Source organism: Coraliomargarita algicola, assembly GCF_033878955.1.
Taxonomy (GTDB): Bacteria; Verrucomicrobiota; Verrucomicrobiia; order Opitutales; family Coraliomargaritaceae; genus Thalassobacterium; species Thalassobacterium algicola.
The window spans coordinates 4,314,646-4,340,792 of the sequence record NZ_CP138858.1 but is presented as its reverse complement, the minus strand read 5'-3'; the positions used below and the strand labels follow the sequence as shown (position 1 = coordinate 4,340,792).

Genomic DNA, 26,147 nt, shown 5'->3' with positions numbered 1-26,147 from the left:
AAATCACTTACAACCCTTACTAAATTATGAAAGCAACACTCATTACACTCCTCGCAATTTGCGCTATGATCGTCACTGGTTGCACGACCCCAGTAGCAATCGACCCTCAAACGGGGCAAGAACAACTCGCTGAATACCGCGCGGGTTACCTCTATGCACCACTGGATGCGCCGATTCGCACAATTTTCAAAACAGCCATCCGCGAGATCGATGCGATGGGCTATTTCCGCACAGGTGAACTGCACAAAGAAACAGCGATCACCATCTACGCACGCAAAGTTGGCGACGAAAAAATCACCCTTCGCATCAAGCAAACAGCCGAGGGCCAATCTCAAATCCGCATCCGCGTAGGCAAGCTCGGCGACCTTGCGGAGTCTCAAAACATCTACGCGCGCATCCGCGACGCACTGTAATCGCGCCTTTTCACGCGACTGGCAAACCGCCCCTCCTCCCGGAGCGGCGGTTTTTCTTTTTTTATAACACACTCCTTTGGGGTCATAAATATGAATGCAACAGCTACTATCATCGGAATCGGCAGCCCTATCGTGGACGCCATCGCACCAGTTGAAGAATCTTTTATCGCACAAATTGACGGGGCGAAAGGCGGCATGGTGCTCGTCGATGCTCCCACCATTTCCGGTTTAATCGAAAGCTTACCCCAAGCCGCCACCGCAGCCCCAGGTGGCTCGGCAGGCAACACACTCTTCGCGCTCGCCCGCATGGGTGTTTCCACTAGTTTTCTGGGCAAAACGGGCAACTGTCCTCAAGGCGATTTCTATCGAGACCGTTTCACTCAACTTGGTGGAGACAGCTCCCGCTTCAAGATTGGTAATGTGCCCAATGGGCGTTGCCTCTCACTCGTCACACCCGATGGCGAACGCACCATGCGCACCGACCTCGGTGCCGCCATGACGCTTGCCCCTGAAGAAATCTCGCCCGCTGACTTTGCTGGCTGCGAACATGCCCACATCGAAGGCTATCTCCTATTTAACGAAGCCCTCATGCGCCGTGTGCTTGAATCCGCCAAAGAGGCGGGCTGCACCATCAGTCTGGATCTCGCCAGCTTCGAAGTCGTCAATGCCACCAAGAACATACTTCCCGAATTACTGAGTGAGTATGTCGACATCGTATTCGCCAACGAAGAAGAAGGCAGCGCCTATACCGGCATCAGCGACGACTACCCGGCCATGGCACTCCAATTAGCCGAGCTCTGCGATATCGCCGTCGTCAAAGTGGGCGCTCACGGCTCCTACGTGGCCCAAGGAGCACAGGTCCAAAAGATTGACCCCATGCACGCCGCCCAAGTCATCGACACCACCGGAGCTGGCGATCTTTGGGCCGCGGGCTTCCTTTACGGCTGGTCCCAGCAACGCCCGCTTGCAGAATGCGCAAAAATCGGCTCAATCCTCGGTGCCGCGGTCGTCCAAGAACAAGGCAGCAGCCTACCCGAACACGTGTGGCAAGACATACTCGCCAGCATCGACTAGCCATTCAGCCCACCAGACAACGAACCACGCACCGCTCCCACTTCCAACATGACCTCTGAACAAATCACTGAACTCGTCGTCGACATCGCCAAGCGTGCACGCGCCGCGTCGCTAGAACTTGCGACGCTCGACACCGAAACAAAAAACCGCTTCCTCAATGATCTAGCCGAGCGCTTAGTCGCTGAGACAGACTCCATCATCGCCGCGAACGCACAAGATCTCGAAACGGCCAAAAACCTCGGCCTTTCGCAACCAATGACGGAGCGCCTCACCTTCACCCCCGAGCGTATCGAAGCAATGGCCGAAGGCGTGCGCCAAGTCGCCCAACTACCCGATCCTGTCGGAGTCGAAATCGAACGACTCGCTCCCCCTAAGGGCTTTGACTTGCGCAAGGTACGTGTGCCCATCGGCGTAATTGGTATTATCTACGAATCGCGGCCCAACGTCACCATCGACTGCGCCATCCTCTGTCTCAAGTCCGGCAACGCTTCCATCTTACGTGGAGGCAAAGAAGCCTTTCATAGTAACATGAAGTTGGCTGGAATTATTAAAGAGACACTACGTGCGAATGACATCCACGAAGACGCCGTTCAGTTCATCCCCACCACCGACCGCGCCGCACTCAACGTCTTACTCAAACAAGATGATACAATCCACTGCATCATCCCACGTGGTGGCGAGAGCCTGATCCGCTTTACCGTGGAAAACAGCCGCATCCCCGTAATCAAACACTACACGGGTGTTTGCAGCGTCTACATTGACGCGGCTGCCAATGCCGACATGGCCGAGAAGATTTTGATCAATTCGAAATGCCAACGCCCTAGCGTTTGTAACTCTGCCGAAAATTTAATCATTCACCAAGATGCCGCAGCTCTGTTGCCACACCTGGCTAAAGCCCTACATGATCAAGGTGTCGAATTACGCGTCGACACGCATGCAAAAGCCCTGCTTGACGGCAGCGGCTTGCCACTGGTTGATGCGAGCGCCGAAGACTTCGCGACCGAATACACCGATCTAATCATCTCAATCGCGGTCGTCCCCGACATCAAAGCTGCGATCGAATTAATCAACGCCAACAGCTCAGGGCACACCGAAAGTATTGTCACTGACGATGCCGTAGCCGCACGGCGTTTTCTGACAGCGGTGGACTCAGCAGCCGTCTTTCACAACGCATCGACTCGATTCTCCGATGGCTTCGAATTCGGGCTCGGCGCAGAGATAGGCATTTCAACCGACCGTTTGCATGCTCGCGGCCCCATGGGATTAAATGAGCTCTGCACCTATAAATACATCATAAACGGCACCGGCGAAACCCGCTAAGCAAGCACAATGCGCAGCAGTAGTCACAGCACCACTCTCCTTCTACCCGGTCAACTCCGGCTGATCCTCGCCATCGCATTGGTGCATGTCGTCGTGTGGTTTTCCTATTACAGCCAGCTTCCAGCAGGACAATACCCAGACGAGGCAGCACGCGAGACCCTACAAGCCGCGCAAAACCTGGCAATCGGGCTGCCCACCCAAACTTCGGGCAACACGCTCTACACTTACACGCTTTCGATCTTGGCGCGTTTTTTTGAAAGTAGCGAAAGCTTGGTCATCGCAGCCCGCACACTAAACGCCCTGGCGCTCATCCTATCAACCGGATATTGTGCCTCAGCTGCAGGACGCTACTGGCGGCGCAATCGAACCGTATGGATCGCGGGCCTACTGGTCGGGCTCAACCCAGTGCTAGTCTTCTGGGCGGGCCAAATTAGCCCGAGCTTGCTCGCCACCGCCTGCATGAGTGTCGCACTATGGCGAATGCTACGTTGGCTGCGTCGCCCAAAAGCCCGTGACAGTGTAGGCGTATCCATTTATCTGACACTCGCAGCAGCCTTTGAAACCTGCCTATTACCCCTGCCCTTGGTGTGGCCACTGCTGGCCTTCCTCTACCCACATCGCAAGCGCGTCATGCACGGGATTCTTGCGCTCGCCCCGCCGATCCTACTGTTGGGATTCGTTCTGGTATCTAGCTTACAACTACAGAGCCCGCTACTATGGAATTTTGATCAAATCGGCACCGGCATCTACAAAGCACTTGGCAACTTGGAAGGCTATGATGGTCGAAGCTTCGCACTCTACCGCGAACTGCACCTAATCTTGCTCTTCAACCCGATTCATTGGGGGCTGCTGCTCATTCTTGCAGGCTTAGGGATGTATGCACGCTTAAAAGACGGACACCGCGGAGACAACATTCTGCTGGCCGTCAGCATACTCGCCCTATTTGCGTTGAGCAGTGCCCTCAACGAGGGAGGTAGCCAAGCCCGTGCCACACTCATTCCACTACTTTCTCTTTTCGCAGCAGGTATCTCTCTGCTCCCAAAAATCTGGCGCCGTGCCAGTCAACGAACCCGACGAAAAATCCAAGTCGGAACTATACTGCTCGCGCTATTCGCCTACGCGGGCCATTTCACCGAAGATCAATCGCAAACTTGGGAGCGAGACTACATATATCTAGCCGAGGCGAATATACAGCTCGGCAACAATGACCGCGCCAGCACCTGGGCGGAAAAAGCACTGGAAATCAATCCCAACAATACAGAGATGCAAGAGGTCATAGTGATGGCGCAGTTCAACGATTGGGCCATGGGCACTCGTCAACGCAGCCTGCCAATCGAAGATATCAAAGCTTATCAAGAAACCAGTCAGCCAAATACTGCCAGTGCGACCACGCAGGCGATTTACGCAATTTACAAATATAAGCTGCGTGAATTGGAAGCCGCTCAGGCAATTTGGAAACTCCAGCGTGATGCCAGCGCACTGGCCCTACTCTGCCTCTATTGGACTGGCCAGATCGCTGAGATCACCCCAGGAGAAGCCAAAGCCTACGAAGGCCAACCTTACTACGAACTGCTAAGAGACGCGATTAAGGTCAACCGCAATGCACTCGAATATGGCAACACGGAAAAGCTACTCGATAATATACTCGCCTTCGCTTACTAAGAAATGACTAACGAAGTTTGAGAGTCGCCAAACCAATCATCGCAAAGATCAACGACAGTATCCAAAAGCGAATCACGACCTTATTCTCATGCCAGCCCTTGAGCTCAAAATGGTGATGAATCGGAGACATCCGAAAGATGCGCTTGCCGCGCATTTTAAATGAACCGACTTGTAAAATCACCGAGCCTGCTTCCATCACAAAAATACCGCCGACGATGATCAATGTAAGCGGCTGGTGCACCATAAAAGCAATGATCCCGATCAAACCTCCAAGTGCCAAGGATCCTGTATCGCCCATGAAAACTTCGGCGGGGTGACAGTTATACCAAAGGAATGCAAGACTCGCTCCCAACAAGGCTGCACAAACCACAGCCAATTCACCGACACCAGGAATAAAACTAATAAATAGATAATCCGAGATAATCACATTCCCCGCGGCATAGGCCATAATCGCAAAGGCCAAGGCCGCAGTCACGGTGCACCCAATTGCCAGCCCATCAACACCATCAGTCAGATTAATCGCGTTACTGGATCCGGCGAGTATCAGAAATAAAAAGGGTGCTAGAATAAAAAGCGACATCTGAGAAATCACCACATCCTTATAAAATGGGACCCACAGTTCGCGCATTTTCGCGGCTGTCTCAGGTTCATGAAGCAAGAGGATTAAAGCGACCGCGGTGAGCGCAGCTTGCCCCAATAATTTCCAACGCCCGGACAATCCCTTACTGTTGGCCTTGGTTACTTTCAAATAGTCATCGAGAAAACCTATCACTGTCAGTCCGAGATAAATAAACAGAGCCGTGTATACATAGACATTGGGACGCGCCCACAGTACAGCACTGCCGACCACGGACACACAGATCATCAGCCCCCCCATGGTGGGCGTCTGCGCTTTACTCGCATGCAGCTCAGCCAACTCTCCGACCTCATCTTTATCACGAAAGGCTTGCTTGGCTCGTAGCTCACGCAGCTTGGCGAAAATCCATGGCCCCAATATAAAGCCAATTCCCATCGCCGTAATTCCCGCAAACGCCGCACGCAATGTCAGGTAGCGAAAGAGACGAAGTGGACCAAAGATATTTTCAAAGTCTGCAAGATAAGAGAGCATTATTTAGAATTAAGAATTTAGAATTAAGAACCAGGTCTTGCTGAAGAACGGCGACGGTTGTAGGAATTAAGCCACAAGGTCTTGAGGCGGTAGCAGTTTTTCTAATTGGTAGCTGCGACTGCCTTTGAGAAAGATGGCTCCGACGAATGGAGCAACGATGGATTTTACTTTTTCTATATGGTCGACACATTTCAGCTGTGAAGCAGGCAGGCCTGCAGCCAGTGCACCTGCAAGGTACGCATGCACAAGTGTATCTGGTCCCACAAATACAACGCGATCCTGTGAGCGCAGTTGCAGTAAGTTCCCAATGCGATAGTGATGCTCCGCCGCGTGGGCACCTAATTCATTCATTCCACCCAATATGTACAAGTGTGCGACATCTGGCGACACACTACGTCTAAATGCAGCAAGTGCATCGGCCATCGACGATGGATTTGCATTATAGCAATCAATGTAAAAAGTCTGCTCCCCAAAGGTTTCGATACGGCCACGGCTCCCGGTCGGGCGCCATGCTTCAATACGTTTACAAATATCTGCTTCAGCGATTCCAAGTTCGCTGGCTGCAATAATCGCGAGCGCCGCATTGCGGGCGATGCCTCGACTCAGGCTGGCGATGCGGTATTTACGACCATCCAATATAAGTTGCTGCGCGTCATCTAATGTGTGGATCGCATAACGCACAATCGCACGTGGCATGACAGCGGGTGCAGGCGTCCCCTCTTGCAACAAAGCAATCGCTCGATCAGCCAGTTGTGCATAAGCAGGAAATTGTAAAACCTCTGCAGGTAAAACAACCGGAGAACCCGGCATCGCAGACTTTGCAAGTAATGATTTCTCGACTGCAACATTCTCCAAACTATCCAGCAATTCGAGATGAGCGGGACCAATATTAGTCAACACATTAAGGTCCGCTTGGATCATCTGGCCTAGAGCCTGCATCTCATGCGGCTGATTGATACCGGCTTCTATCACAGCAAAGTCATGCTGCGCGGAATCGAGCCCGAAAAGTGTCATAGGGACACCGATACGATTATTCCAATTACCTGCAGTCGCATGTGTGCGGTCATCGCCAAGTAACCTGCGTAGCATTTCCTTGGTCGATGTCTTGCCGCAACTTCCAGTGATCGCGATCACCGGTTTGCTAAATTGTGAACGCACGGCAGCCGCGATGGCAGCCAGCGCGCACAGCGAGTCCCTCACTTGCAACTGCGGCAGTGCAATGGGCTGGGCTCTCTCAACGATTGCAGCCATCGCACCTCCCTGCGCCGCCTGCTCAATAAAATCGTGACCATCACGTGCACCCCCACTGAGAGCGACAAAACATTGTCCCGGCTGAATCTGGCGCGCATCAAAACAAAAACCAGTCATGCATCCGTCTGGTGGGTTCAACCAAGCCCCCCCCGACCATTCGGCAATTTTCTGTGACACAAACACGTCCATCGTTTAGGAAATAGATTTCATTCGAATCAATTCGCGCGCGATTTGACGATCATCAAAAGGAATCACAGTTCCATCAAATTCTTGATAGGCTTCATGGCCCTTACCGGCGATCAGCACACAATCACCTGCTTTCGCACAATCCAATGCCAGTGAGATTGCATGCTTGCGGTCGCTGACATAGTGCGCGGCTTCACTGCCTGTCGCGGCACGCATATCAGCAAATATTTGCTCAATTGATTCAGTGCGCGGGTTGTCGGAAGTAACATACACTTCATCTGCGCCATCCAGCGCAGCACGAAGCATCGGAGCACGCTTTGTACGGTCACGATCGCCTCCACAACCAAAGATAATGATCAGTCGTCCAGGCGTAATTTCACGTAGCATCGAGCATGCATGTATCAACGCATCGTCTGTGTGCGCATAATCAACGAGCAGGTTAAAGTCTTGCCCGGCATCGACACGCTCCATACGGCCCGGCACCCCCGGGAAAGAAGCAACCCGATCCAGAACAGACTCAATGCTGTGACCTTTTGCTCGGGCAATCGCCAGTGCTGCCAACAAGTTACTCACATTATAGCGCCCAAGAAGTGGCGAGCTCACATGCACTTGTCCGCCTGGCCATGTGAGATCAAATTCAGTACGCTCCGCATAGAGAGACACATTTTCTGCACGTATGAGCGCGGTCTTGGCCTCAATACCAAAGGTTATCACATCCACACCTTTCGGAATGTCCTCCAATAGACGACGCCCGTAGGCGCAATCCACGTTAATCACAACTGCGCGTGGACAGCTCCCGGTCTCCCCGGTAAACAAGCGTTTTTTAACCTCATAGTAGGACTCCATCGACTTGTGATAATCAATGTGGTCTTGTGTGAGATTTAGAAAGACAGCCACATCAATATCGACTCCGTAGGTGCGTTTTTGGTCGACGCCATGTGAGCTGACTTCCATCACAGCTTCGGCGCAACCGTTATCCACCATCTGTGACAATAAAGCATACACATCTACAGACTCGGGCGTAGTGCGAAACGAAGGCAAAGTACGCTTACCGAGATCGTAGCGGATCGTCCCCAGCAACCCCACCCGATCCTGTCCACCAATCAAATGCTGCGTCAACATGGAGACAGTGGTCTTTCCATTGGTGCCGGTAATCCCCGTGATGCCTAATTTGGCATCCGGAGCGCCGAAAAATTGTCGCGAAACCAGCGCCAATGCTTTGCGAACATCAGTCACTTGAATGTAGTCGATGGGGAAATGTTGCCCCAGATTTTCTTCAGTAATAATAGCCACAGCGCCACGATCAACCGCCTCTTCGACAAACAGATTGCCATCGGTGCGCAGACCTCCGATCGCAAAGAAAAGCGCTCCGGGCACCACACGACGACTATCAGTGATCAGGCAGGAAACAGGGCTGTCTTCGCGCAGCTGGTGACGCACAATTTCAGAGCCTCCGAGAAGCTGGCTAACTTTGAGATTCATAGGCGAGCGTTGATAATCATTAACCATGTAAGGTGCGAATCGGCGAGAGTAGGATTGCCGAGAACTAGTAGCGGAGAGAAGTGTACTAATTTGAAACTCGGCTAGTCCGATCATATATGGATGGCAGTAAATTAACAAAGGATGCGTCCGACCTAGCGGGGCGAATGCCCAAGTAGGCGATACAGGCTTCTGCAATATTGCGAAAGGCAGGTGCGGCAACTGCACCTCCGTAGCCGACTCCACTAGACTGAGGATCATCTACCACCACTGTAATAACCAGTGATGGGTTTTCCGCCGGAAAAAAGCCGCTAAAGGAAGCGACGTGATGCTGACGGGAATATTGCCCATTCACGATTTTCTGCGTGGTGCCCGTCTTACCTGCGACATCGTAATTTTCAATACCTGCACGACGTGCGGTCCCTTCGTCCCCCACCACATCGGACAACATAGAAGCAACAGTATGTGCCACTTCAGTGGAAATTACGCGACGCCTAGCCTTAGGCTTGAAACGAATCACATCCTGCCCGTTTTCATCAAAGATACGTTTCGCCAGCATCGGCTCCATGAGCACCCCCTGATTCGCGATTACTGACATTGCAGAATGCACTTGCATAGGCGTCGCACTAATCGCGTGCCCCATAGGAAGACGTGTAATCGTGAGCCCGTCCCAGTTACGCGGCTCATGCAGCGTACCCGAAATTTCGCCACCCAGGTCACAACCAGTCGTTTCACCAAAGCCAAAACTGGCCGAATAATTATACAGACGTTGCTCGCCCAGTAGTAGACCTAGATGCGCAGCACCTCGGTTACTAGACTTCATCACGATATCGTGCACCGATAAGCTTTCGTATATATGGTGATCGTCTGGCAATGAAAGTGTGCGTCCCTTATAGCTAACACGCTTCACGCCCGTCTGGAACATATCCTCAGGATGAACCAGGCCTTCATTCAAAGCAGCTGCAGCTGGCACGATCTTAAATGTAGACCCAGGCTCAAAGACGTCAGTCAAAGCGCGATTGCGCTGCCAACTGATAGGGTATTTCTCGGTATTATAAAATTCATTGGGATCGTAGCTCGGGTAGTTGGCCATAGCAAGCACCGCCCCGGTCGTGGGCTGACTCACGATCACACTGATCCCCTGAGGAGCATACTCATCGGCAATGCGACTGATTTCAGCCTCAACAATATGTTGCACCATTTGATCGATGCTTAACTCTACGTTGAGACCCTCAGTCGGCTCGACTTCACGTTCACGATATTGGGCAAGTTCATGCCGTTTACCATCGCGCTCAGTTTCACGCCAACCATCTTGCCCTCGTAAATAATAATCAAAATAACGTTCGATACCGGTAACAGGAGTCTCTTCCTTATTTACGTAGCCCAACACATGTGCTGCGAGTTGCCCAGCAGGATACGCACGTGAATGACTCTGATTCCCATAAATAGCACGTATCCCAAGGGCCTGCACAGCATCGTGCGTCGCTTCATCCACTTCCTTAGCCAGCACAGCCCAACGGATCAGGCGCACTTCTTTACTGTCTTCAGATACTTTACGCGTCTTACGATCGATCTTCTCTTCAATCTCGGCCAATGGAGTCGCTAAAATCTGAGCCAGCTGCGGCAGCTTGTCTAAGTCACTCTCACGAATGGCCTGAGGATCAACCCCGATATTATACGTGGTACGCGTGGTCGCGAGTAGATTGCCCCGAGTATCCACAATGTTCCCCCGACGTGCTTCCACCACGTTGATCATCTTGCGATTTCCCTCTACAAATTCGAGCAACTCCGCCTGATCCCAAACATGCAGATAGAATAAGCGCCCCAGCAATACGCAGAAGGCACAAGCCACTGCTAAAGCGATCAATAGAGATCGCCCACTGGATACGAAGGCCTTACTCATGGAAACAAAATACCTAGGGTTCTTAATTAACGTGAACTATCAAAATCGAGCAACGCGAGGTCCATAGAGACTTCGTAGGGTTGCGAAACAGCATAAGTACGCCCACTGGCAAGCTGCTTTTCCTGCACAAAAACAACTTGATCATCCACCGAGGGACGCAAAACTCCGGCAACTTTACTCTGCAGCACAACGGGCTGATGATAACCTGCAATCCGTTCATCCAGATAGCGCAACTTACGAGAGGTTTCCGCAAGTTGTGATTCCAAGTGCTTACTATCCTGTGCAGTGCGAGAGATCTGCTGCTGCATCCACACAATCGCAAAGGCACTGCCAACAGTGACCACAACCATCGTAAAAATCAATGCGATGACATGTTTACGTGTTTTAGAAGATAATTTTAACATAACAAAAAAGTATTAAGAGATTTTACGCACTGCGCGTAAGCGCGCACTACGGCTGCGAGGATTCATAGCAATTTCAGATTCACTCGGGCTGATGGGACGTGTGGAGATCATAGTGGCGCGCACGACACGCTCATCTTGCGTGCGACTATCGTGAGAGTGCTCTGGCCGTCCTGCCATTTTACGACAAAAGCGCTTCACGATACGGTCCTCCAATGAATGAAAGCTAATCGCAGCCAGCACACCGTCTGGTAAGAGGCGATCAAACGCAGCCGGAAGGCCACGTTCGATCGCGCTCAACTCATTATTTATCTCAACCCTAATACCCTGAAAAGTGCGTGTGGCAGGATGCACAGCCTTGCGTCCACGGGGCGTCGGTCCAACGGCCTCGCTAATCAACGCAGCCAGGGACTGCGTGCGTTGCAACGCTCCAGTGCCACGCGCATCTATAATCGCTTTAACCACCCGTCGCACACGTGGCTCTTCACCATAATTGCGCACAGCACGCACTAATGACTCTTCATCAGCCGTCTCCAAAAATTCGGCAGCACTGATCCCCTCGTTCGGATTCATACGCATGTCTACCGGCGCGTCGTAACGAAAAGAAAATCCACGCTCCTCGGTGTCTAACTGAAAAGAAGACAAACCGAAATCAAAGAGAATGCCATGAAACCCGGATTCATCCAAATCACCCAAATCACCAAAATTCATATGATAAAGGCGGAACCGATCTCCAAATTCAGCCTTCAAGGCCTCCGCCCGCGCCAAGGCTGCAGGATCACGATCCAGCGCAACCACAGTCACATCATCCGCCGCCTCTAACAGCGCACGGGTATGACCGCCTCCTCCAAAAGTTCCATCCAAGAGCTTGATGCCTGTACGCGGGGCAAGTAGTTCCAGCGTTTCATTTAATAAAACGGGAACATGGCCACTCGCGGTGGCAGGCGTTACGGCATCATCGGAAGAAGAAGACATTAATCAAATATTGTGTTGTGGAAAAATCGTATTGAGTGCGGCCCGAGCTGCGGAATTGTTCACGGGCGAAATTATCAAAGGCTTTATTCATATTTTCGGAGCGCATGCTTTCATTAGAAACCGAAGTCTTTCGCGATTTCGGCCAAGTCATCACTTTCCTCATCCTCAGCCATCAATTGATCATAGAGGGCTTCGTCGTAGATCATAAACTTGGATGCTTCGCCAAGTAATACCACCGACTTCCCCAATCCGGCGTGCTTGATGAGTTTTTCATTCAAATGAATGCGCCCCTGCCGATCGAAGGAGAAGTTCTGCGCCATCGACATCACTCGACGAATCGCACGCTGACCGTCCTTATTCCCCATACTGATCTGAGAGAATCGCTCATACAGCTGCTCAATCATCCGGGGCGGATACACCGTCACCGACTTTTCTGTCAAGCTGGGCAAAGCTAGAAAATTGTTATCTTCGGAATCGAGCTTCGGACGCCACTGCGACGGGATAGTGAGACGCCCCTTGTCATCTACACTATGACGGTATTCGCCAAAAAATTTCCCTGTGTTGTTTGCGCTCATTTATTCCAGTTTAAACCATTTCACTCCATTTCGCCCCACTTTGCCCCACCAGTCAAGCTACTTCTTCCCTATTTTCTCTTGAAAAATACTGCAAATAAGCGAGTTAAGTAACTTCAAGCAGTCCCACAAACCGGCACTTCAAGCCCCATCAACCACCCCGACGAAGCCCCACTTAACCCGAGCCACACAAAATAAAACCAACAACAAGCCCGGACTGCACCACCTCTGCACAGTTACATTTTTAAGTCACATCGACTAATACACTTTACATATCATCATATCATCATAACTTGATGCGTTTATGTCAGAAATTTCTCTTAAGCAACGCCTGAACTCAGGCTCCCCACTCTTTTCGATCGAGTTTTTTCCGCCCAAAACGGATGCGTCTGCGGATCAGTTATTACGCACAGCCGAAGCACTGAAGGCCTATGCACCCGACTTCGCATCGATCACCTACGGAGCTGGTGGCAGCACACGTAGTCGCACGCTTAAATATGCACGTCACCTACGTGAGGATTATGGCTATGCCGTAATGCCCCACCTAACCTGCGTGGGCCACTCCCGCGACGAGCTACGGGGCATAATCGAAGAATTCCGCGATGCTGGCCTTGGGCAAATAATGGCACTACGCGGCGACCCACCCAAGGGCGAAAGTAACTTCAAGCCACACCCGGACGGCCTGCACTACGCCAACGAGCTGGTCAGCCTCATCCATGCAAGCTACCCGGAATGCACGGTAGGTGTCGCCGGCTACCCAGAAGTTCACCCTGAGGCTCCCTCCGCTGACATCGACTTACTCAACCTAAAGCGTAAAGTCGACTGCGGCGCACATTTTGTCACCACGCAGCTCTTTTTCGACAACAACAAATACTTCGATTTCGTCGAGCGCGCCCGCGAGGCCCAAATCAACATCCCGATCCTACCAGGCCTAATGTGCGTCAGCTCGCGCGAGCAAGCCCTTCGCTTCTGCGACATGTGCGGCACCTCCATGCCAGCCGAACTCGAGCAGCAACTCAGCGCAGCTGGCGAGGATAGCGCAGCCGTCGAAGCTGTTGGCACCAATTGGGTATTCAACCAAGCCCGTGAACTCCTGGAACGCGGTGCCCCCGGCATTCACCTCTACATCCTCAATCGTAAGGGCCCCGCAGTTGAACTCATGGAGAAACTAAAACTTGCGGGCTTTTACCAAGCATAAGCGATGAAACCTAAAGACATCCAATTAATCGGCAGCGAACTCGCAATCGTATGGGAAGACGGCAGTGAAAGCTATTTCCCCACCGAATTCCTTCGCAAGCACTCCCCCAGCGCACAAAACAAGGGCGAGGTCGACATCCTCGGAAATCAATACGGAGGCAATGGTCCGACAGAGTTCCCCGGCGTGACAATTACTGGCTGGGATTTTCAGGGAAATTACGCCTTCCGCCCGATCTTTAGCGACGGCCACAGCAGCGGATTATTCAGCTGGGAATACCTTAGAAAACTAGAATCCGAGTTACAGTAAGGTCACAAAGGTTACAGCGCCGCAACTTCTCCACGTCGCGGCCTAATACCTTTGACTACAAGGGCTTCCAAGCCCAATTGGGTCGAGCGATTTCACCTAATCGCTATGAAAAAAACGACCCTTTCCTATAAAACGATTATCCTCTCCGATGTCCACTTGGGCACCGAGGATTGCAAGATCGACGAGGTCAACCACTTCCTCAAACATACCCACTGTGAGAAGCTGGTGCTTAACGGCGACATCATCGATGGCTGGAGTCTAGCCCGCCATGGCGGTTGGAATGAAAAGCACACACGCTTCATCCGCTTAGTGCTCAAAAAGCTGGAAAAGCGCAACACCGAGGTTATTTACCTGCGCGGCAATCACGACGATATTCTCACGCGCTTCCTCCCCCTCTTTTTCGGCAAGCTGCGCATCGTTAACGAGCACATCCACGAGGGCAGCAAGGGTAACTATTTGGTCGTGCATGGCGATGGCTTCGACGCGGTCACCATGAATCACAAATGGCTGGCAGTATTAGGCGACATCGGCTATCAAAGCCTACTCAAACTCAACCGAGTTTACAATAAGGACCGTGCATGGCGCGGCAAAGAATACTTCTCTTTAAGCAAAGCAATCAAGGCACGCGTCAAATCAGCTGTCAGCTTTGTGGGCAAATATGAGGAACAGCTGCAAAGCTTCGCAGAGAAGCGCAATTGCGCAGGCATCATTTGCGGCCACATTCATACTCCCGACAACAAAATGATCGGCAACACCCACTATCTGAATTCCGGCGACTGGGTGGAATCCTTGACTGCTCTGGTCGAATACGAGGACGGACGCTTCGAGGTGATCGGCTATCCGGAATTTTGCCGACGTTTGGATGAGAAAACACAGCTCAAAGCTTTGAAAAAGCTCGCTGCAGGCGAAGCCGACCTCGCCCCGGTTGAGGAAGACGACCTAGAAATGAACATGCCGCTGCCATTTGCCTCCTAACAGGATGCGCCCGCGACTCCTGAAAAGCGAATAAAGCTTAACGGCGAACGAGTATACAGCGGGCCATTTTATCGTGCAGGCCCTGCTTTCGGTTCGTCCAGCCTACCATCATAAATCCGACGAATAGCAGCATCACAGAAAGCAACTTACCCAAATTGCGCCCTAGAGCCTGCGGCCAAGAGAGCTGCGCTCCCTCAGCATTGGTCACTTCGATGCCCAAGACTCGCTTCCCTAAACTGGCACGATGGCGCGAGCTCTCCAGCGTCGTCCAATAGATCAGCAATACGAATAAGATAAAGTCCTCATAAGAAATCCAATCCAAGGGCTCACGTGTTTCAGGGTCGATCAATGTGCGCGAATCTTGAGCACCGTCATGCACGCCCACATCCACGCCCACGATCACATCGCGATACCAGTAAACCCAATGCCCCAATACCGTCTTTTCGACGATCTGCTGCTCTTCGCGAGAATAGGATCCGTCCGGATGATTGACCGTCTCCACCCTTTCTTCAATCACACGCTCCGTTGAAAACAAGCCGTACGGATCCTCCACCAGTACAGCATTGGGAAAGATCAGGCCTCCAACCACAAAGAAGGGAAACATCGCCAACATGACGATGTTGTAGTCGATAATCAGCGCCAAAAAACGGCACCAGAACCCGGCATAGTGATCCCTCTCATGCATAAAAAATTAGTGAGGCAAGACCATAAACATAGTTGCCATCACCAATGTGGGAAAAAATGCCGCAAGCAGCAGCTTCAATGGAGAAACGCCGCCCTTAAAATACTTATTCAAAATACTCTGCCCAGCTGGGTTCGGAGCATTGGCAATCACAGTCAATCCACCACCAGTGACCGCTCCCGCAACCACCGCATATTCCAGACCTTGCGCATTGGAAAGCGCATTACCTGCTTTAGTCACCCAGTGATCCGCCACCATCATGTCGGGGCTAAAGGCCGGCACCTGTGAGGCGAGAAAAGTGATCGCTGCATTATCATTAAAAGCAGTCAAAATCGTCGCACCAATAAAGAGAGGCACTTCCGCCAGCGAACTCAACACAGGCGAAATCCACCACCCCTGCAAACCACCATGCGTCACGAGGCCCGCGAGGAAGAAGCCCACCAACAAGGGCGACTTTAACTGAATATCATATTGGTGATGGTGCGTCGCCATGGTAAAGGCGAGGAAGAACAAAAAGCCACCAATAAAGAAAGCCGGGTGGTGAAGCGTCAGCACAGTCCAGGCGACAAAGCCTAAGTGCACCAGGACAATCCACAAAGGCGCAGGTTCTGGCTTGGGTTCTGAAGCTTGTGATGCGGCGATTTCCTTCGCACGCTCCTTCATTTCTGCAAAATTTTTCCTAAAGATCAAAAAGTAAACCGTCCTCGCGATGGCCACACCAAGCACCGCACGCCACCCAAAATGCGTAAACATATAGGGCAGATTCCAATGCCAAGTATCAGCGACCATCAGCACCGGGGGAGCCGCAAAGTGAGTGAGAGTGCCTCCGACTGAAATGTTGACGAACAGCAAACCTAGTGTGGCGTACTTAAATGTCGGCGAGGGTTCCAAAGCATAAAACTGTTGCCCCAGCAGTAGCGCAGCAATCGTCATCGCTGCGGGTTCAGTAATAAATGAGCCCAACAAAGGCGCTACAATTAGGATCGAGAGCCACCATGCCGCTGGACTTTGTTTACCGATGGAGGCCACCCCACGCATGGCCGTCTCAGCAATCTGAATGACCGGACGACTCGACGCAATTGCCATGATGATCACCACAAAGACTGGCTCGGTATAGTTTCGCGTATCCACATAAAACGCCGCTACACTCAAACCATTGTGCTCCATCAACGCAAGCGACACAAAGAGCGGGATCAACCAGATACCAAAAATGGCCTCCACTTCGCCTAAGAAGTGGAAGAGCGTCGCCTTAAAGCTGACCGGCTCCTTGCCCTCGACATACACCTTATTATGCGAGTTCATATTCGCGCGGTGCTCCACCTCAAACTTATGCGCCAACTTATTAAACGTGGTCGCCAAGAAGGTATGAATCACAGCTAGAAAGAAAATGATAGTTGCAACGAGGTTAAAGGGATCTGCTTCTGCACGGATCTTCAATTGATCCATCAGCCCCAATTCATGTCCAACTTCCTCCGCATGGTGCGCTTCCATCTCAGCGTAAGCGGATTCCGGGATAGGAAAAACGATTCCCTCCCCATGTGAAGATCCACCGCCACCACTCGCGTGTAGCTGGCTAGTGGCACAAGCCCCTAGCAATAATAGAATGAATACTCGTATGTAAGAGACGGCAGTGATTGCTTTCATCGACCACAGAAACAATGTCCCGCAGGATATGAGGCAAGCACTATTTATTCAGCCTCATCTTCGGCCAATTCGTCATGCCCATTCTTAGGCCAGAGAGTAACGCCTCTGCGATATGCCGCTTGGGCAATCGTCTGGGCGGCCACAGGTGTGGTCAGATAGAAAAACACAATGATCAAAGCAACGGTAATAATCGCCCGTGTGCTCCCGAAATGAAGGGCCGCGCCCAAAAGCAGCAAGCAGGCACCAAATGCACCCGCCTTGGTCGCCGCATGCATACGAGTGTAAAAGTCTGGAAAACGAATCACACCGAGTGCTGCCACGAAAGCGAAAAATGCCCCTAATACCAGTAGTATTGCAACGATCCAACTCATTGATCTCCTCCCTTTCCTAAGTAGCGCGCAAAGGCAACCGTTCCAATAAAGCTGACAATCGCAATAACGAATGCCGCATCCAACAACACCTGCTGGTCAAAATGTATGGCAAACAACACGATGATACAGAGGCAAATACCCCCAATCAAATCCAGCGCCACCACACGATCAAATGGAGTCGGCCCCTTCACGATACGCAGCAACGCCAATGCCAGCGCGGCGACCAATAAAATCGACGCAATCAAACTTGCCGGCGCAAGCGGCATTCCTAATTCTTCAAAATACATTGCGCACTCGCTTTCCGTAGGTATCTGAGAGCTCTTTGCTAAGCGCAGCTAAGTCCTCTTCAAGGTACATGGCATGTAAATATAGCTTATCCTTATTTTCAGAAAAGCAAATACCTAGCGTGCCGGGGGTCATGGTAATGAAATTCGCCATAAAGAGAAGCTGGCGATCACTCATACCTGCAACATCCACCGCAATAATGCCGGGCTTCATATGATGCGTCGGCGTGAGCACATCGTAAGCCACGCGGAGATTGGATTTCACAACTTCCCCAATATAGAAGACAATAAAGCCTATAAAGTGTAATATGCGTCTCATGGCAGCACCTCCGTGTTAGCTGGTAAAACCGCTGATATATATTCTTGTGGGTTCAGTAATTGCGCAGCGGCTCGCTCAGCGAAACTGAACAGAGGCTCTCCAAAGAGTCCGATCCAAACGGTCGTTACAGCTAAGACAGTAATTGGTGCCAACATATAAGCGATACGCCCGACCGGATTCGGCAAGGGGCCCGCTCCGACATTCTCGGGTTGCTGCTTCCAAAAGGCCTCGCCCCAAATTTTTGTCATTGAATACAGAGTGAGCACCCCAACCAGTAAAGCCGCCGTCACGGCCCACCAGCTTTCGATCTCGATGCCTGATTTTACCAGAGCAAATTTCGCCCAAAAGCCTGAGAGCGGCGGAATACCACCTAGCGAAAATGCAGGTATAAAAAAGAGGATCGCCAGCCACGGAGCCGACTTACACAGACCACCGACTTTTGCCAAATCACAACTCCCCTTCAGCCGAATCACCACACCACTGACAAGGAAGAGGTTCGTCTTCACAATAATATGGTGCACGAGATAAAAGATTGCTGCAGCCAGCGCAAGAGGCGTCATAAAAGCTAGCCCCAGCACCATATAACCGATCTGACTGACAATGTGAAACGACAAGATCCGTCGCATGTCAAAGTGCGACGCCGCGCCAAATACCCCAGTCACCATCGTCAGCACCGCCAGCACAAGGATTAACGGCTGCACCTCGGGAAAGATCGGCGCAAACATGAGCGTATACGAGCGAAACAGCGCATAGACACCCACCTTGGTCAGCAAACCGGCAAAGACCGCGGAAACCGCTGAAGGCGGCGTATGATACGAAGCGGGCAACCAAAAGAAGAAAGGAAAGATACCTGCCTTGAGCCCGAAAGACACCAGCAAGAGCATGGAGCTACTAATCACCCAATTCACATCTTCGGCCACACTCAAATTATACGCCAAGTCCGCCATATTCAGCGTGCCTGTCTTGCCATAGATAATACCGGCCCCCGCAAGGAACATGACCGAAGAAAGCAAATTCAAACAGACATACTTGAGGCCACCTTCCAGCTCTCCTTTCTCGCCTCCCATGGAGATCAACACAAAGGAAGCAATCAGCATGATCTCAAACCAAACGTAGAGATTGAACAAGTCCCCGGTCAAAAAGGCGCCGTTGACCCCGAAGAGCAAAATTAGATATAGAGGAAAAAAGAATTTCCTAAGCCGCGCTTCGTCGATTTCGGCCAGCGCATAGATCGCCACGGCAGCTCCCATAAACGAGGAGACCGCAACCATCACCGCACTAAAGCGATCCGCAACTAGGCTGATCCCAAAGGGTGCCTGCCAATCGCCCACTTGAATCACGACGAAATCTGCCCGATCCACCACGTAGACCAGATAGAGGGAGAGCGCAAAAGTCACACTGGAGAACACAATGCCGCCCGCTCGCTGAAAAGCGAGAGAACGATGTCCCAGCAAGAGGCTGACAGCCCCGACTAACGGCAAAAGCAATGTAAGGAGTAAGCTGTATTCGTTCACGTATCCGTGTTGTTAAAGGCGTTAATATCGTCGTCACCTACGGCCTCGTGAGCGCGCGTGACCAATGCCAGCAAGAAAGCAGTCAAACCGAAACCGATGACGATTGCGGTCAAGACCATCGCCTGCGGCAAGGGATCTCCGAAAGGTGCCGGTGGCGCGACACCGTCGGCTGGCACCAGAGCAGGACGTCCCGCCAGCAAGCCACCGGTAGTAAAAACCAGCAAATTGGCCCCCTGCGAGATCAGCACCACGCCGATAACCAGCTTAACAATGCTGCGACGCATCAAGCAGTAAGTGCCAGTTGCAAAGAGAACGCCAACTAAAACTGCGATCAAACTTTCCATTATTCTTCGTGCTCCTCCATTTCAGTATAAGCAAGTTCCGCTAGGCAGAAAGTGGTATGTAGTGCAAAACCAATGACCACCATATAGACGCCGACATCAAAAACCAGAGGTGTCCCCAAGTGTACCTTACCGATCAATGGCAGTGAAAAACCGGGCAACCACTCACTCGTCATAAATGGCGCACCTCGCAGTAAACTAGGCATCCCACTCACCACCGCCACCAGCAGCCCGAGCGCCATTAACTTGACCGGCTCAATTCGTAGTAATTCTTTGGCGCGCTCCATCGAATCTCCCAGCCCCACTAAAATAAATGCGGTTGCCGCCAAAAGACCACCGATGAAGCCTCCACCGGGCAAATTGTGCCCACGATAGAGCACCATCAAAGACAACACCAACAGTGCCGGAAACAACAAGCGACTCGCTTGATTTAAAATAAAATATTTCATGAGCGCTTGCCCTTCCCCTTAAGACCTGACTTGACCAGTGCGGCGATACCCAGCGCAGCAACGGTGACCACCACAATCTCGCCCATGGTATCCAGAGCTCGAAAATCAACTAGAATGACATTCACGACATTCTTGCCCTTGGCCTCCGGGTAGCTCATTGCGGCGAGCTGATCGGAAATCGCATGATCAAACTGTATATTCACCGCCTTTAATAGCAGTATCGTGATCAAACCACCAAAAGCCGTAGCCATGATGCCATCTCGCAATCGGGTGAATCGGCCGGAAATGGTCTTCAGTGGCGGCAAACGCAGCACAACAAACATAAACAGCACCACCGTCAGCGTCTCCACCAGCAACTGGGTAATCGCCAAATCCGGCGCACCATAATAGGCAAAAATCAAGGCCACACCAAATCCAACCACTCCGAGTGCAACCAGCACCGTGATATAAGAGCGTCCAGTGACAGCCACCAAAGCCGCAATAATCATAATGATCACTAGGCAAATAATCAGTAAATCGTAGGCCGCCCAATCGACGCTAAAATTAAGGCCACCAAAACTGACAATGGCCCACGTAAGGAAACCGACCGTCGTCATTACGATCAGGAAGACATAGTCATGCAAACGTCCCGTTTGTAACCAGCGGGTCTGCGCCTTTGAGAACCAAATCGTGGCGTTAAAGATGCGCCCATACATGGCCTCGGCTCCGTAAGGTCGAATCGTGGCCAACACACGATCCGCCACTGCCCAGAAGCGTGCGCGGTTTAAAAAGACGAAAAAACCACCCAGCACAGTCACCCCACTCAACAGTAATGGCAAATTAGGCCGCACGAGGTTCCACAGTGCCAGGTCCAGGTGCGCGATCTCAGCGCCGCGAATTGCCGCCAGTGCGGGAGCCACCATAAATTCTGTCACCCAGAACGGAATGATTCCAATCACCAAACCAGCGACTGAAAGCACAATTGGCCCAAGCCACATAGCTAAGGGCGCCTCATGTGGCTTCTTAGGTAAGGCAGCGTGATTCGGCTTACCGAAAAAGGGCCCCACCCCAGCCTTCAGGGCCAAGCCCATCATAATTAAATTCCCCACTAATGCCACCACGAGGAAGATCAACTCGGCACCATTGAGTTTGACCCCGGCCTTATAGATCAACTCCTTACCAATGAAACCGAAAAAAGGCGGCAGCCCCGACATCGACAGCGCCGCAAGGCCCCCGGCCAATGCCGAGATTGGCATCAGTTTTCTCAAGCCGCGCAAGAGTGTGACATCACGGGTGCCCGTCTCGTGGTCGATCGCCCCCACCACCATAAAGAGTGTCGCCTTATACAATGCGTGCCCGATCAAAAAGACCACCATCGCTTTAATCGCGTATTCCGATCCAATCCCGAGCAGCATGGTCAAAACACCGAGCACCCCGAGCGTGGTGTATGCCAAAATAGATTTCACGTCCTTCTGGAAAAGCCCCAGAAACATCGCTAACAATAGCGTTAAGCTACCAAAAATGGCCAAGGTATACTCCCACAGCCCACTGCCTGCAAAGGATGGATTGAGGCGAGCCATTAAATAAATGCCAGCCTTGACCATAGTCGCCGAGTGCAAATAAGCACTGACTGGAGTCGGCCCTGCCATCGCATTAGGCAACCAAAAGTGAAAAGGCACCTGCGCACTCTTCGTAAAAGCGCCGCCTAAAATCAAAATAACGATCGCCGTGAACCAAGGGCAACCTTGCAGCAGATCGCCCATTCGCGTAATCTCTGCTAACGAATAACTCCCCGTCACAGTGCCAATCAAAATGAAGCCGGCCAACATCGCCATAGCTCCCAGTCCCGTCACCAGTAAGGCCTGCAATGCCTTCCAACGGGTTTCTTTCTGTTCGTGATTGAAACCAATCAACAGGTAGGAACTGATACTGGTCAACTCCCAGAACACAAAGACTAAGATTAGGTTATCTGAAACAACCAGCCCCAGCATCGCGCCCATAAAGGCCAATAAATAGAGATAAAAACGCCCTAACTGCGGGTGCCCATGCATGTAACCACCCGCGTAAATAACGATAAAGCCTCCGATCCCGGTAACCAGTAAAGCCATCAACAACGACAAGCCATCCAGCCGTAGACTAAAAGACGTATCCAAGGCCGAAAACCAATCGACTTGATAAACTAAAGCCTCCCCCGCCTCAATCATCCCCGCCTGAGCGACTAACATGATAAAGGCAGAAAATGGCGCGAATGCGAGCAACCACCCGGCACGATCACCTAAATAACGCACCAAGGTCGGTGCGAGGCAGGCCGTTAAAAAGATAATGGCTAAGCTCAGAATGAGAATGGTAGGCATATTCGAGAAGGAATTTGCGCCTACCATCTGAACAACTCACTTAGGTTCAAGCCTAAGCGGACATTTTTTTGAATAAAATCAAAAAAAGCTATCTGCTTCCCGCTTTTTCTACCGGCAGATCACCATCCGAATGATTACGACGGAACTGATAACGGTTCAAATCACGCAGCGAAACCTCCTCAGCCATCTCGCGAAAGCGTTCCGAATCTTGCAGCATCATATAATAGAGCTGCTTATCTGCGACTAACTGAGCGCGTGCATCCATGTCGATGCCCGCCTGTTTATGCAAGTCTGCCATGCGGTCATTCCAGCGAGACATCTCGAAACTGATCTCTTTACGCTCAAATGTCTTGGTCTGAAACATCTGTTTATCTTTACTCTCAGAAACTGAAATCGCGGATCGTTTGCCCCCCAACGAAGAATAATGCTTATCCCACTTCTCAATAGGAAAGGACTTATTCATCATCGAGTTTGTTTGCGACTGAGACCACATTTGTTTCTCCACGCGCTTATTCTCCACCGAATCGGCACGCCGACTCACCGAACCGAGCCTGCCAGAATTTGCCTCCGCAAGCGACACGAAAAACACGAGCGCACTACAAGCCAATAATTGAAATCGAAGAGTCATCAGAATGGGGTATGAGATTAATCCACACACAGATACCGCACAGCTACCGCCAAATCAAGCGCTAAGCTGTCAAAAGCATGTCGTGATACTCGTCCACTGCATCATGCTTGCGACCGATCAGCCTCATATCGTTGCAGAGCCCGTATCAATGCAGGCCCCAGCAGCGGCTTAGTCACATAATCATTCATCCCGGACGCCAGGCAACGCTCTCGGTCCGCCTCCATTGCATGCGCAGTGACAGCAATAATATGTATCCCCTGGTGTCGCCCCAACTCCGCCTCACGCTCGCGAATCGCACGTGCCGCCGCATAGCCTTCCATCACAGGCATCTGACAATCCATTAATACAAGATCGTACTGACGGGAAAACACAGCCGTAACGGCTTCTGCTCCATTTTCAACGATATCAACCGTGCATGCCACCTTCTTCAGTTGCAACTCTGTCACACGCTGATTCACACGGTTGTCCTCCGCCAATAAAACATGAAAACCGAATTGAGGATTTTCAGAAGCTTGTTTCGACTCAGGCACCTTCGTCTCCACCGAATCAAGATGCCCCGTCAATTCGCGTAAACATTGGTAAAAACGTTCTTGGCGAACAGGCTTTTGCAAACAATCACGAATTTCTAGCGCACGCAGCTCTTTCCGCGGAACAGAAGACGCCAGCGAAGTCAACAAGAGCAGGCTCAACCCTGCGAACTGGGGATTCGCCCGAATGCACTGGGCCAGTGACAAACCATCCAGATCCGGCATATGCATATCCAAAATCCCGACCTCGAAAGGTAAGGAATCCTTATCTTCCAGAATTCTAAGCGCCTCAGAAGCATTGGCAGCAGCCACCACATCCACGCCCCAATTCTTCAATTGTAAGCATAAGACATCACGATTGGTCTGGTTATCATCCACCACTAACATACGTAAGCCGCGCAGATCATCGCGCTGGCGGATCTGCGCAGGGGCCGATGCCGTCCCCTCAATCCAAGGGATTTCGAACCAGATGGTAGTCCCTTGCCCCGGCTTACTCTCCAGGCCAATTTCCCCACCCATCAATTGAACCAAGCGTTTGCAGATCGCAAGGCCCAGACCAGTGCCGCCATACTCACGGGTGGTTGAACCATCCGCTTGGGTGAACGCTTGAAAAAGCCGACTCTGCACCTGCGGCGTAATCCCAATCCCAGTGTCAATCACCTCAAAACGCAAGGCCTCTCCATCTTCCGAGCTATAGCGCATGACTTTCATCACAACCTCCCCCTCGCTGGTAAACTTAATCGCATTGCCCAATAGATTGATCATCACCTGTCGCAAGCGCCCGGGGTCCCCCAGACTCCACTGAGGAGTCGTGGGCTCGACTACACCCACCAACTCTAAGCCCTTCGATTGGGCAGCTTCGGCCATCAGCCCGAGCGTTTCCTCAACCAACTCCCGCACATCTAGACACACCGATTCGACTTCTAACTTCCCTGCTTCAATTTTAGAAAAGTCCAACACATCATTCAGAATCGCTAACAACGACTCGGCACTACGCTGAACTGTTTGAGAATACTCACGCTGCTCATCACTCAGTTCTGTGTCCAGAAGATGATGTACCATACCAATCACTCCATTCATGGGCGTACGAATCTCGTGACTCATATTCGCCAAAAATTCCGACTTCAAACGAGCGGATTCCAGCGCCACCGCTTCAGCTTGCTTCAGATTCGTAACATCCAAATAACTACACAAGATACCTTCAATCACCTCATCGTCGCCCTGCAAAGGGGCGAGGTTCAAAGTGATCCAACGTTCTTCGCTCCCGCTGGAGCTGACTTGCTTTATAATATTTGAGACCTCACGCCCGTCACGCAACACTCCCGCTTGCAACTGTTGAAAATGCTCACTATGCCCCTCCGCGAGCGGGAGTTCATTCAGAACCGCTCCGACGACCACCTGATCTCCCAACTGCATGTCATCGATAAAATGCTGATTAGATCCCTGAACCACACCTTCGCGGTTGGTCCAGACAATTCCCTGCGGTAAGATATTAAGAATCGTCCTCAACAGCCGCTCCGACTGCCTGGCGATGCTTTGACTACGCTCTAATTCGACAGTCCTGGCCTCCACTCGTTCCTCAATCTCATGATTGGCACACTCTAACTCAGCTTGCCGCTCCGCTGAAACAAACATTTCAAGCCGACTATCTCGAATCGATCGTAACAAAAACCAACACTCAAACGCAACCCAGCTAACATGCTCCAAGGGGCGCCAGATGGGAGAACTCAAAACACCAAAAATCGACTCTGGCCAAAATAAGCCACGAATAAAATGATCCATGCAGACAACCAGCGCTCCAGTCAACAATACCCTCGGATCACGGTAGAAGGCAATAAAAGCCAAAGATCCAAAGATATGAAAATGCGTCTCGATCCGACCTCCACTGAGATGAATCAATAATGCCCCCATCAACATTTGAGCTGCCGCAATTACATGCCGCGTCATCATTGCGCCCGGTCGTTTCCAAGCACACCAACATGGATACCCGGTAATCAGCCCCCCAAAAAAGACCGCAGCCCATACGTGAATATGCACGGTTGATTGACTTCCCGCCCAAGTCCGGGGTGAAATGACCAAGGCTGCCACCACCCCGGCCAGCCACTGAAAGCACATCAATTTCAGAAACAGTCGATCTGTATGTACATAAATCCTTTGCGCTTGCTCCTCAATCAAAGCTTGCTTGCGCTTAATTAATTCAGACTGCCCCAGACTCTCCATAATCCCTAAAAC

25 protein-coding genes are annotated in these 26,147 nt (G+C 51.5%); 7 read left to right on the top strand and 18 right to left on the bottom strand.

The genetic code is table 11. From position 1 onward, the window contains the following. Positions 1–26: 26 nt before the first annotated feature. The 4 genes from SH580_RS17865 (at position 27) to SH580_RS17850 (ending at position 4,469) form a co-directional block, all read left to right on the top strand. Complete coding sequence (locus SH580_RS17865; protein WP_319832184.1) at positions 27–413, top strand: DUF3568 family protein; 387 nt, start codon at positions 27–29, stop codon at positions 411–413. Positions 414–503: 90 nt separating this feature from the next. Further along, the gene (locus tag SH580_RS17860) at positions 504–1,487 is read left to right on the top strand and encodes an adenosine kinase (RefSeq protein WP_319832183.1); all 984 of its coding nucleotides are present in this window, start codon (positions 504–506) and stop codon (positions 1,485–1,487) included. A 48-nt stretch (positions 1,488–1,535) separates the two neighbouring features. Further along, entirely contained in the window at positions 1,536–2,807 is a 1,272-nt protein-coding gene (locus SH580_RS17855) for a glutamate-5-semialdehyde dehydrogenase (protein WP_319832182.1), read from the top strand. A 9-nt stretch (positions 2,808–2,816) separates the two neighbouring features. Beyond that, entirely contained in the window at positions 2,817–4,469 is a 1,653-nt protein-coding gene (locus SH580_RS17850; RefSeq protein ID WP_319832181.1) for an ArnT family glycosyltransferase, read from the top strand. A gap of 7 nt (positions 4,470–4,476) precedes the next feature. Here SH580_RS17850 and mraY read toward each other — a convergent pair whose 3' ends face one another. From mraY to SH580_RS17815, 7 genes are all read right to left on the bottom strand, one after another. Beyond that, entirely contained in the window at positions 4,477–5,577 is a 1,101-nt protein-coding gene (gene mraY / locus SH580_RS17845) for a phospho-N-acetylmuramoyl-pentapeptide-transferase (RefSeq protein WP_319832180.1), read from the bottom strand. A gap of 66 nt (positions 5,578–5,643) precedes the next feature. Continuing rightward, the gene (locus SH580_RS17840; RefSeq protein ID WP_319832179.1) at positions 5,644–7,005 is read right to left on the bottom strand and encodes a UDP-N-acetylmuramoyl-tripeptide--D-alanyl-D-alanine ligase; all 1,362 of its coding nucleotides are present in this window, start codon (positions 7,003–7,005) and stop codon (positions 5,644–5,646) included. A 15-nt stretch (positions 7,006–7,020) separates the two neighbouring features. Further along, positions 7,021–8,496, bottom strand: coding sequence for a UDP-N-acetylmuramoyl-L-alanyl-D-glutamate--2,6-diaminopimelate ligase (locus tag SH580_RS17835; protein ID WP_319832178.1), 1,476 nt, complete (start codon positions 8,494–8,496; stop codon positions 7,021–7,023). Positions 8,497–8,581: 85 nt separating this feature from the next. Then, complete coding sequence (locus SH580_RS17830; RefSeq protein ID WP_319832177.1) at positions 8,582–10,396, bottom strand: peptidoglycan D,D-transpeptidase FtsI family protein; 1,815 nt, start codon at positions 10,394–10,396, stop codon at positions 8,582–8,584. 26 nt (positions 10,397–10,422) lie between these two features. Next, positions 10,423–10,800, bottom strand: a complete 378-nt coding sequence (locus SH580_RS17825; RefSeq protein WP_319832176.1) for a hypothetical protein — start codon at positions 10,798–10,800, stop codon at positions 10,423–10,425. Between the two features lie 12 nt (positions 10,801–10,812). Continuing rightward, positions 10,813–11,772 (bottom strand): 16S rRNA (cytosine(1402)-N(4))-methyltransferase RsmH, encoded by a 960-nt coding sequence (gene rsmH, locus SH580_RS17820; RefSeq protein WP_319832175.1) that lies wholly within the window; start codon positions 11,770–11,772, stop codon positions 10,813–10,815. Between the two features lie 113 nt (positions 11,773–11,885). Then, positions 11,886–12,347, bottom strand: coding sequence for a division/cell wall cluster transcriptional repressor MraZ (locus SH580_RS17815; protein ID WP_319832174.1), 462 nt, complete (start codon positions 12,345–12,347; stop codon positions 11,886–11,888). 301 nt (positions 12,348–12,648) lie between these two features. On the opposite strand from SH580_RS17815, the gene metF reads away from it, so the two are divergent. The 3 genes from metF to SH580_RS17800 all read left to right on the top strand — a co-directional run bounded on the left by metF (position 12,649) and on the right by SH580_RS17800 (position 14,823). Beyond that, positions 12,649–13,542 (top strand): methylenetetrahydrofolate reductase [NAD(P)H], encoded by an 894-nt coding sequence (gene metF, locus SH580_RS17810; RefSeq protein ID WP_319832173.1) that lies wholly within the window; start codon positions 12,649–12,651, stop codon positions 13,540–13,542. Between the two features lie 3 nt (positions 13,543–13,545). Then, positions 13,546–13,848: a gamma-butyrobetaine hydroxylase-like domain-containing protein gene (locus SH580_RS17805; RefSeq protein ID WP_319832172.1), complete on the top strand. Its 303-nt coding sequence runs from the start codon at positions 13,546–13,548 to the stop codon at positions 13,846–13,848. A gap of 105 nt (positions 13,849–13,953) precedes the next feature. Further along, positions 13,954–14,823, top strand: a complete 870-nt coding sequence (locus tag SH580_RS17800) for a UDP-2,3-diacylglucosamine diphosphatase (RefSeq protein ID WP_319832171.1) — start codon at positions 13,954–13,956, stop codon at positions 14,821–14,823. 37 nt (positions 14,824–14,860) lie between these two features. Here the strand turns inward: SH580_RS17800 and SH580_RS17795 are convergent, their stop codons facing one another. The 11 genes from SH580_RS17795 to SH580_RS17745 form a co-directional block, all read right to left on the bottom strand. Continuing rightward, entirely contained in the window at positions 14,861–15,508 is a 648-nt protein-coding gene (locus SH580_RS17795; protein ID WP_319832170.1) for an RDD family protein, read from the bottom strand. Positions 15,509–15,514: 6 nt separating this feature from the next. Next, the gene (locus tag SH580_RS17790) at positions 15,515–17,149 is read right to left on the bottom strand and encodes a putative Na+/H+ antiporter (RefSeq protein WP_319832169.1); all 1,635 of its coding nucleotides are present in this window, start codon (positions 17,147–17,149) and stop codon (positions 15,515–15,517) included. A 44-nt stretch (positions 17,150–17,193) separates the two neighbouring features. Next, a complete protein-coding gene (gene mnhG / locus SH580_RS17785) occupies positions 17,194–17,520 on the bottom strand; it encodes a monovalent cation/H(+) antiporter subunit G (RefSeq protein WP_319832168.1) in 327 nt (108 codons plus the stop codon). Then, the gene (locus tag SH580_RS17780) at positions 17,517–17,807 is read right to left on the bottom strand and encodes an MrpF/PhaF family protein (RefSeq protein WP_319832167.1); all 291 of its coding nucleotides are present in this window, start codon (positions 17,805–17,807) and stop codon (positions 17,517–17,519) included. The genes mnhG and SH580_RS17780 overlap by 4 nt, the downstream gene beginning before the upstream one ends. Next, positions 17,797–18,123, bottom strand: coding sequence for a Na+/H+ antiporter subunit E (locus SH580_RS17775; RefSeq protein WP_319832166.1), 327 nt, complete (start codon positions 18,121–18,123; stop codon positions 17,797–17,799). Before SH580_RS17775 ends, SH580_RS17780 begins: the two co-directional genes overlap by 11 nt. Then, on the bottom strand, positions 18,120–19,637 hold the full coding sequence (locus SH580_RS17770; protein WP_319832165.1) for a Na+/H+ antiporter subunit D: 1,518 nt from the start codon (positions 19,635–19,637) through the stop codon (positions 18,120–18,122). Before SH580_RS17770 ends, SH580_RS17775 begins: the two co-directional genes overlap by 4 nt. After that, positions 19,634–19,981 (bottom strand): NADH-quinone oxidoreductase subunit K, encoded by a 348-nt coding sequence (locus SH580_RS17765; RefSeq protein ID WP_308985054.1) that lies wholly within the window; start codon positions 19,979–19,981, stop codon positions 19,634–19,636. The genes SH580_RS17770 and SH580_RS17765 overlap by 4 nt, the downstream gene beginning before the upstream one ends. Further along, entirely contained in the window at positions 19,981–20,427 is a 447-nt protein-coding gene (locus SH580_RS17760) for an MnhB domain-containing protein (protein WP_319832164.1), read from the bottom strand. The genes SH580_RS17765 and SH580_RS17760 overlap by 1 nt, the downstream gene beginning before the upstream one ends. Next, the gene (locus SH580_RS17755) at positions 20,424–22,760 is read right to left on the bottom strand and encodes a putative monovalent cation/H+ antiporter subunit A (RefSeq protein ID WP_319832163.1); all 2,337 of its coding nucleotides are present in this window, start codon (positions 22,758–22,760) and stop codon (positions 20,424–20,426) included. Before SH580_RS17755 ends, SH580_RS17760 begins: the two co-directional genes overlap by 4 nt. 88 nt (positions 22,761–22,848) lie before the next feature. Continuing rightward, entirely contained in the window at positions 22,849–23,388 is a 540-nt protein-coding gene (locus SH580_RS17750; RefSeq protein ID WP_319832162.1) for a hypothetical protein, read from the bottom strand. A 101-nt stretch (positions 23,389–23,489) separates the two neighbouring features. Next, positions 23,490–26,135: a hybrid sensor histidine kinase/response regulator gene (locus tag SH580_RS17745; RefSeq protein WP_319832161.1), complete on the bottom strand. Its 2,646-nt coding sequence runs from the start codon at positions 26,133–26,135 to the stop codon at positions 23,490–23,492. Between the last annotated feature and the right edge of the window lie 12 nt (positions 26,136–26,147).

What these genes read in the sequence shown, in the direction of transcription:
- SH580_RS17855 (WP_319832182.1), top strand. Translation starts at nt 1,536, where the DNA reads ATGACCTCTGAACAAATCACTGAACTCGTCGTCGACATCGCCAAGCGT.
- SH580_RS17830 (WP_319832177.1), bottom strand. Translation starts at nt 10,396, where the DNA reads ATGAGTAAGGCCTTCGTATCCAGTGGGCGATCTCTATTGATCGCTTTA.
- SH580_RS17835 (WP_319832178.1), bottom strand. Translation starts at nt 8,496, where the DNA reads ATGAATCTCAAAGTTAGCCAGCTTCTCGGAGGCTCTGAAATTGTGCGT.
- SH580_RS17750 (WP_319832162.1), bottom strand. Translation starts at nt 23,388, where the DNA reads ATGACTCTTCGATTTCAATTATTGGCTTGTAGTGCGCTCGTGTTTTTC.
- SH580_RS17800 (WP_319832171.1), top strand. Translation starts at nt 13,954, where the DNA reads ATGAAAAAAACGACCCTTTCCTATAAAACGATTATCCTCTCCGATGTC.
- SH580_RS17860 (WP_319832183.1), top strand. Translation starts at nt 504, where the DNA reads ATGAATGCAACAGCTACTATCATCGGAATCGGCAGCCCTATCGTGGAC.
- SH580_RS17790 (WP_319832169.1), bottom strand. Translation starts at nt 17,149, where the DNA reads ATGAAAGCAATCACTGCCGTCTCTTACATACGAGTATTCATTCTATTA.
- SH580_RS17760 (WP_319832164.1), bottom strand. Translation starts at nt 20,427, where the DNA reads ATGAAATATTTTATTTTAAATCAAGCGAGTCGCTTGTTGTTTCCGGCA.
- rsmH (WP_319832175.1), bottom strand. Translation starts at nt 11,772, where the DNA reads ATGTCTTCTTCTTCCGATGATGCCGTAACGCCTGCCACCGCGAGTGGC.
- SH580_RS17795 (WP_319832170.1), bottom strand. Translation starts at nt 15,508, where the DNA reads ATGCATGAGAGGGATCACTATGCCGGGTTCTGGTGCCGTTTTTTGGCG.
- SH580_RS17775 (WP_319832166.1), bottom strand. Translation starts at nt 18,123, where the DNA reads ATGAGACGCATATTACACTTTATAGGCTTTATTGTCTTCTATATTGGG.
- SH580_RS17780 (WP_319832167.1), bottom strand. Translation starts at nt 17,807, where the DNA reads ATGTATTTTGAAGAATTAGGAATGCCGCTTGCGCCGGCAAGTTTGATT.
- SH580_RS17745 (WP_319832161.1), bottom strand. Translation starts at nt 26,135, where the DNA reads ATGGAGAGTCTGGGGCAGTCTGAATTAATTAAGCGCAAGCAAGCTTTG.
- SH580_RS17765 (WP_308985054.1), bottom strand. Translation starts at nt 19,981, where the DNA reads ATGGAAAGTTTGATCGCAGTTTTAGTTGGCGTTCTCTTTGCAACTGGC.
- SH580_RS17815 (WP_319832174.1), bottom strand. Translation starts at nt 12,347, where the DNA reads ATGAGCGCAAACAACACAGGGAAATTTTTTGGCGAATACCGTCATAGT.
- mnhG (WP_319832168.1), bottom strand. Translation starts at nt 17,520, where the DNA reads ATGAGTTGGATCGTTGCAATACTACTGGTATTAGGGGCATTTTTCGCT.
- SH580_RS17850 (WP_319832181.1), top strand. Translation starts at nt 2,817, where the DNA reads ATGCGCAGCAGTAGTCACAGCACCACTCTCCTTCTACCCGGTCAACTC.
- SH580_RS17805 (WP_319832172.1), top strand. Translation starts at nt 13,546, where the DNA reads ATGAAACCTAAAGACATCCAATTAATCGGCAGCGAACTCGCAATCGTA.
- mraY (WP_319832180.1), bottom strand. Translation starts at nt 5,577, where the DNA reads ATGCTCTCTTATCTTGCAGACTTTGAAAATATCTTTGGTCCACTTCGT.
- SH580_RS17865 (WP_319832184.1), top strand. Translation starts at nt 27, where the DNA reads ATGAAAGCAACACTCATTACACTCCTCGCAATTTGCGCTATGATCGTC.
- SH580_RS17825 (WP_319832176.1), bottom strand. Translation starts at nt 10,800, where the DNA reads ATGTTAAAATTATCTTCTAAAACACGTAAACATGTCATCGCATTGATT.
- SH580_RS17755 (WP_319832163.1), bottom strand. Translation starts at nt 22,760, where the DNA reads ATGCCTACCATTCTCATTCTGAGCTTAGCCATTATCTTTTTAACGGCC.
- metF (WP_319832173.1), top strand. Translation starts at nt 12,649, where the DNA reads ATGTCAGAAATTTCTCTTAAGCAACGCCTGAACTCAGGCTCCCCACTC.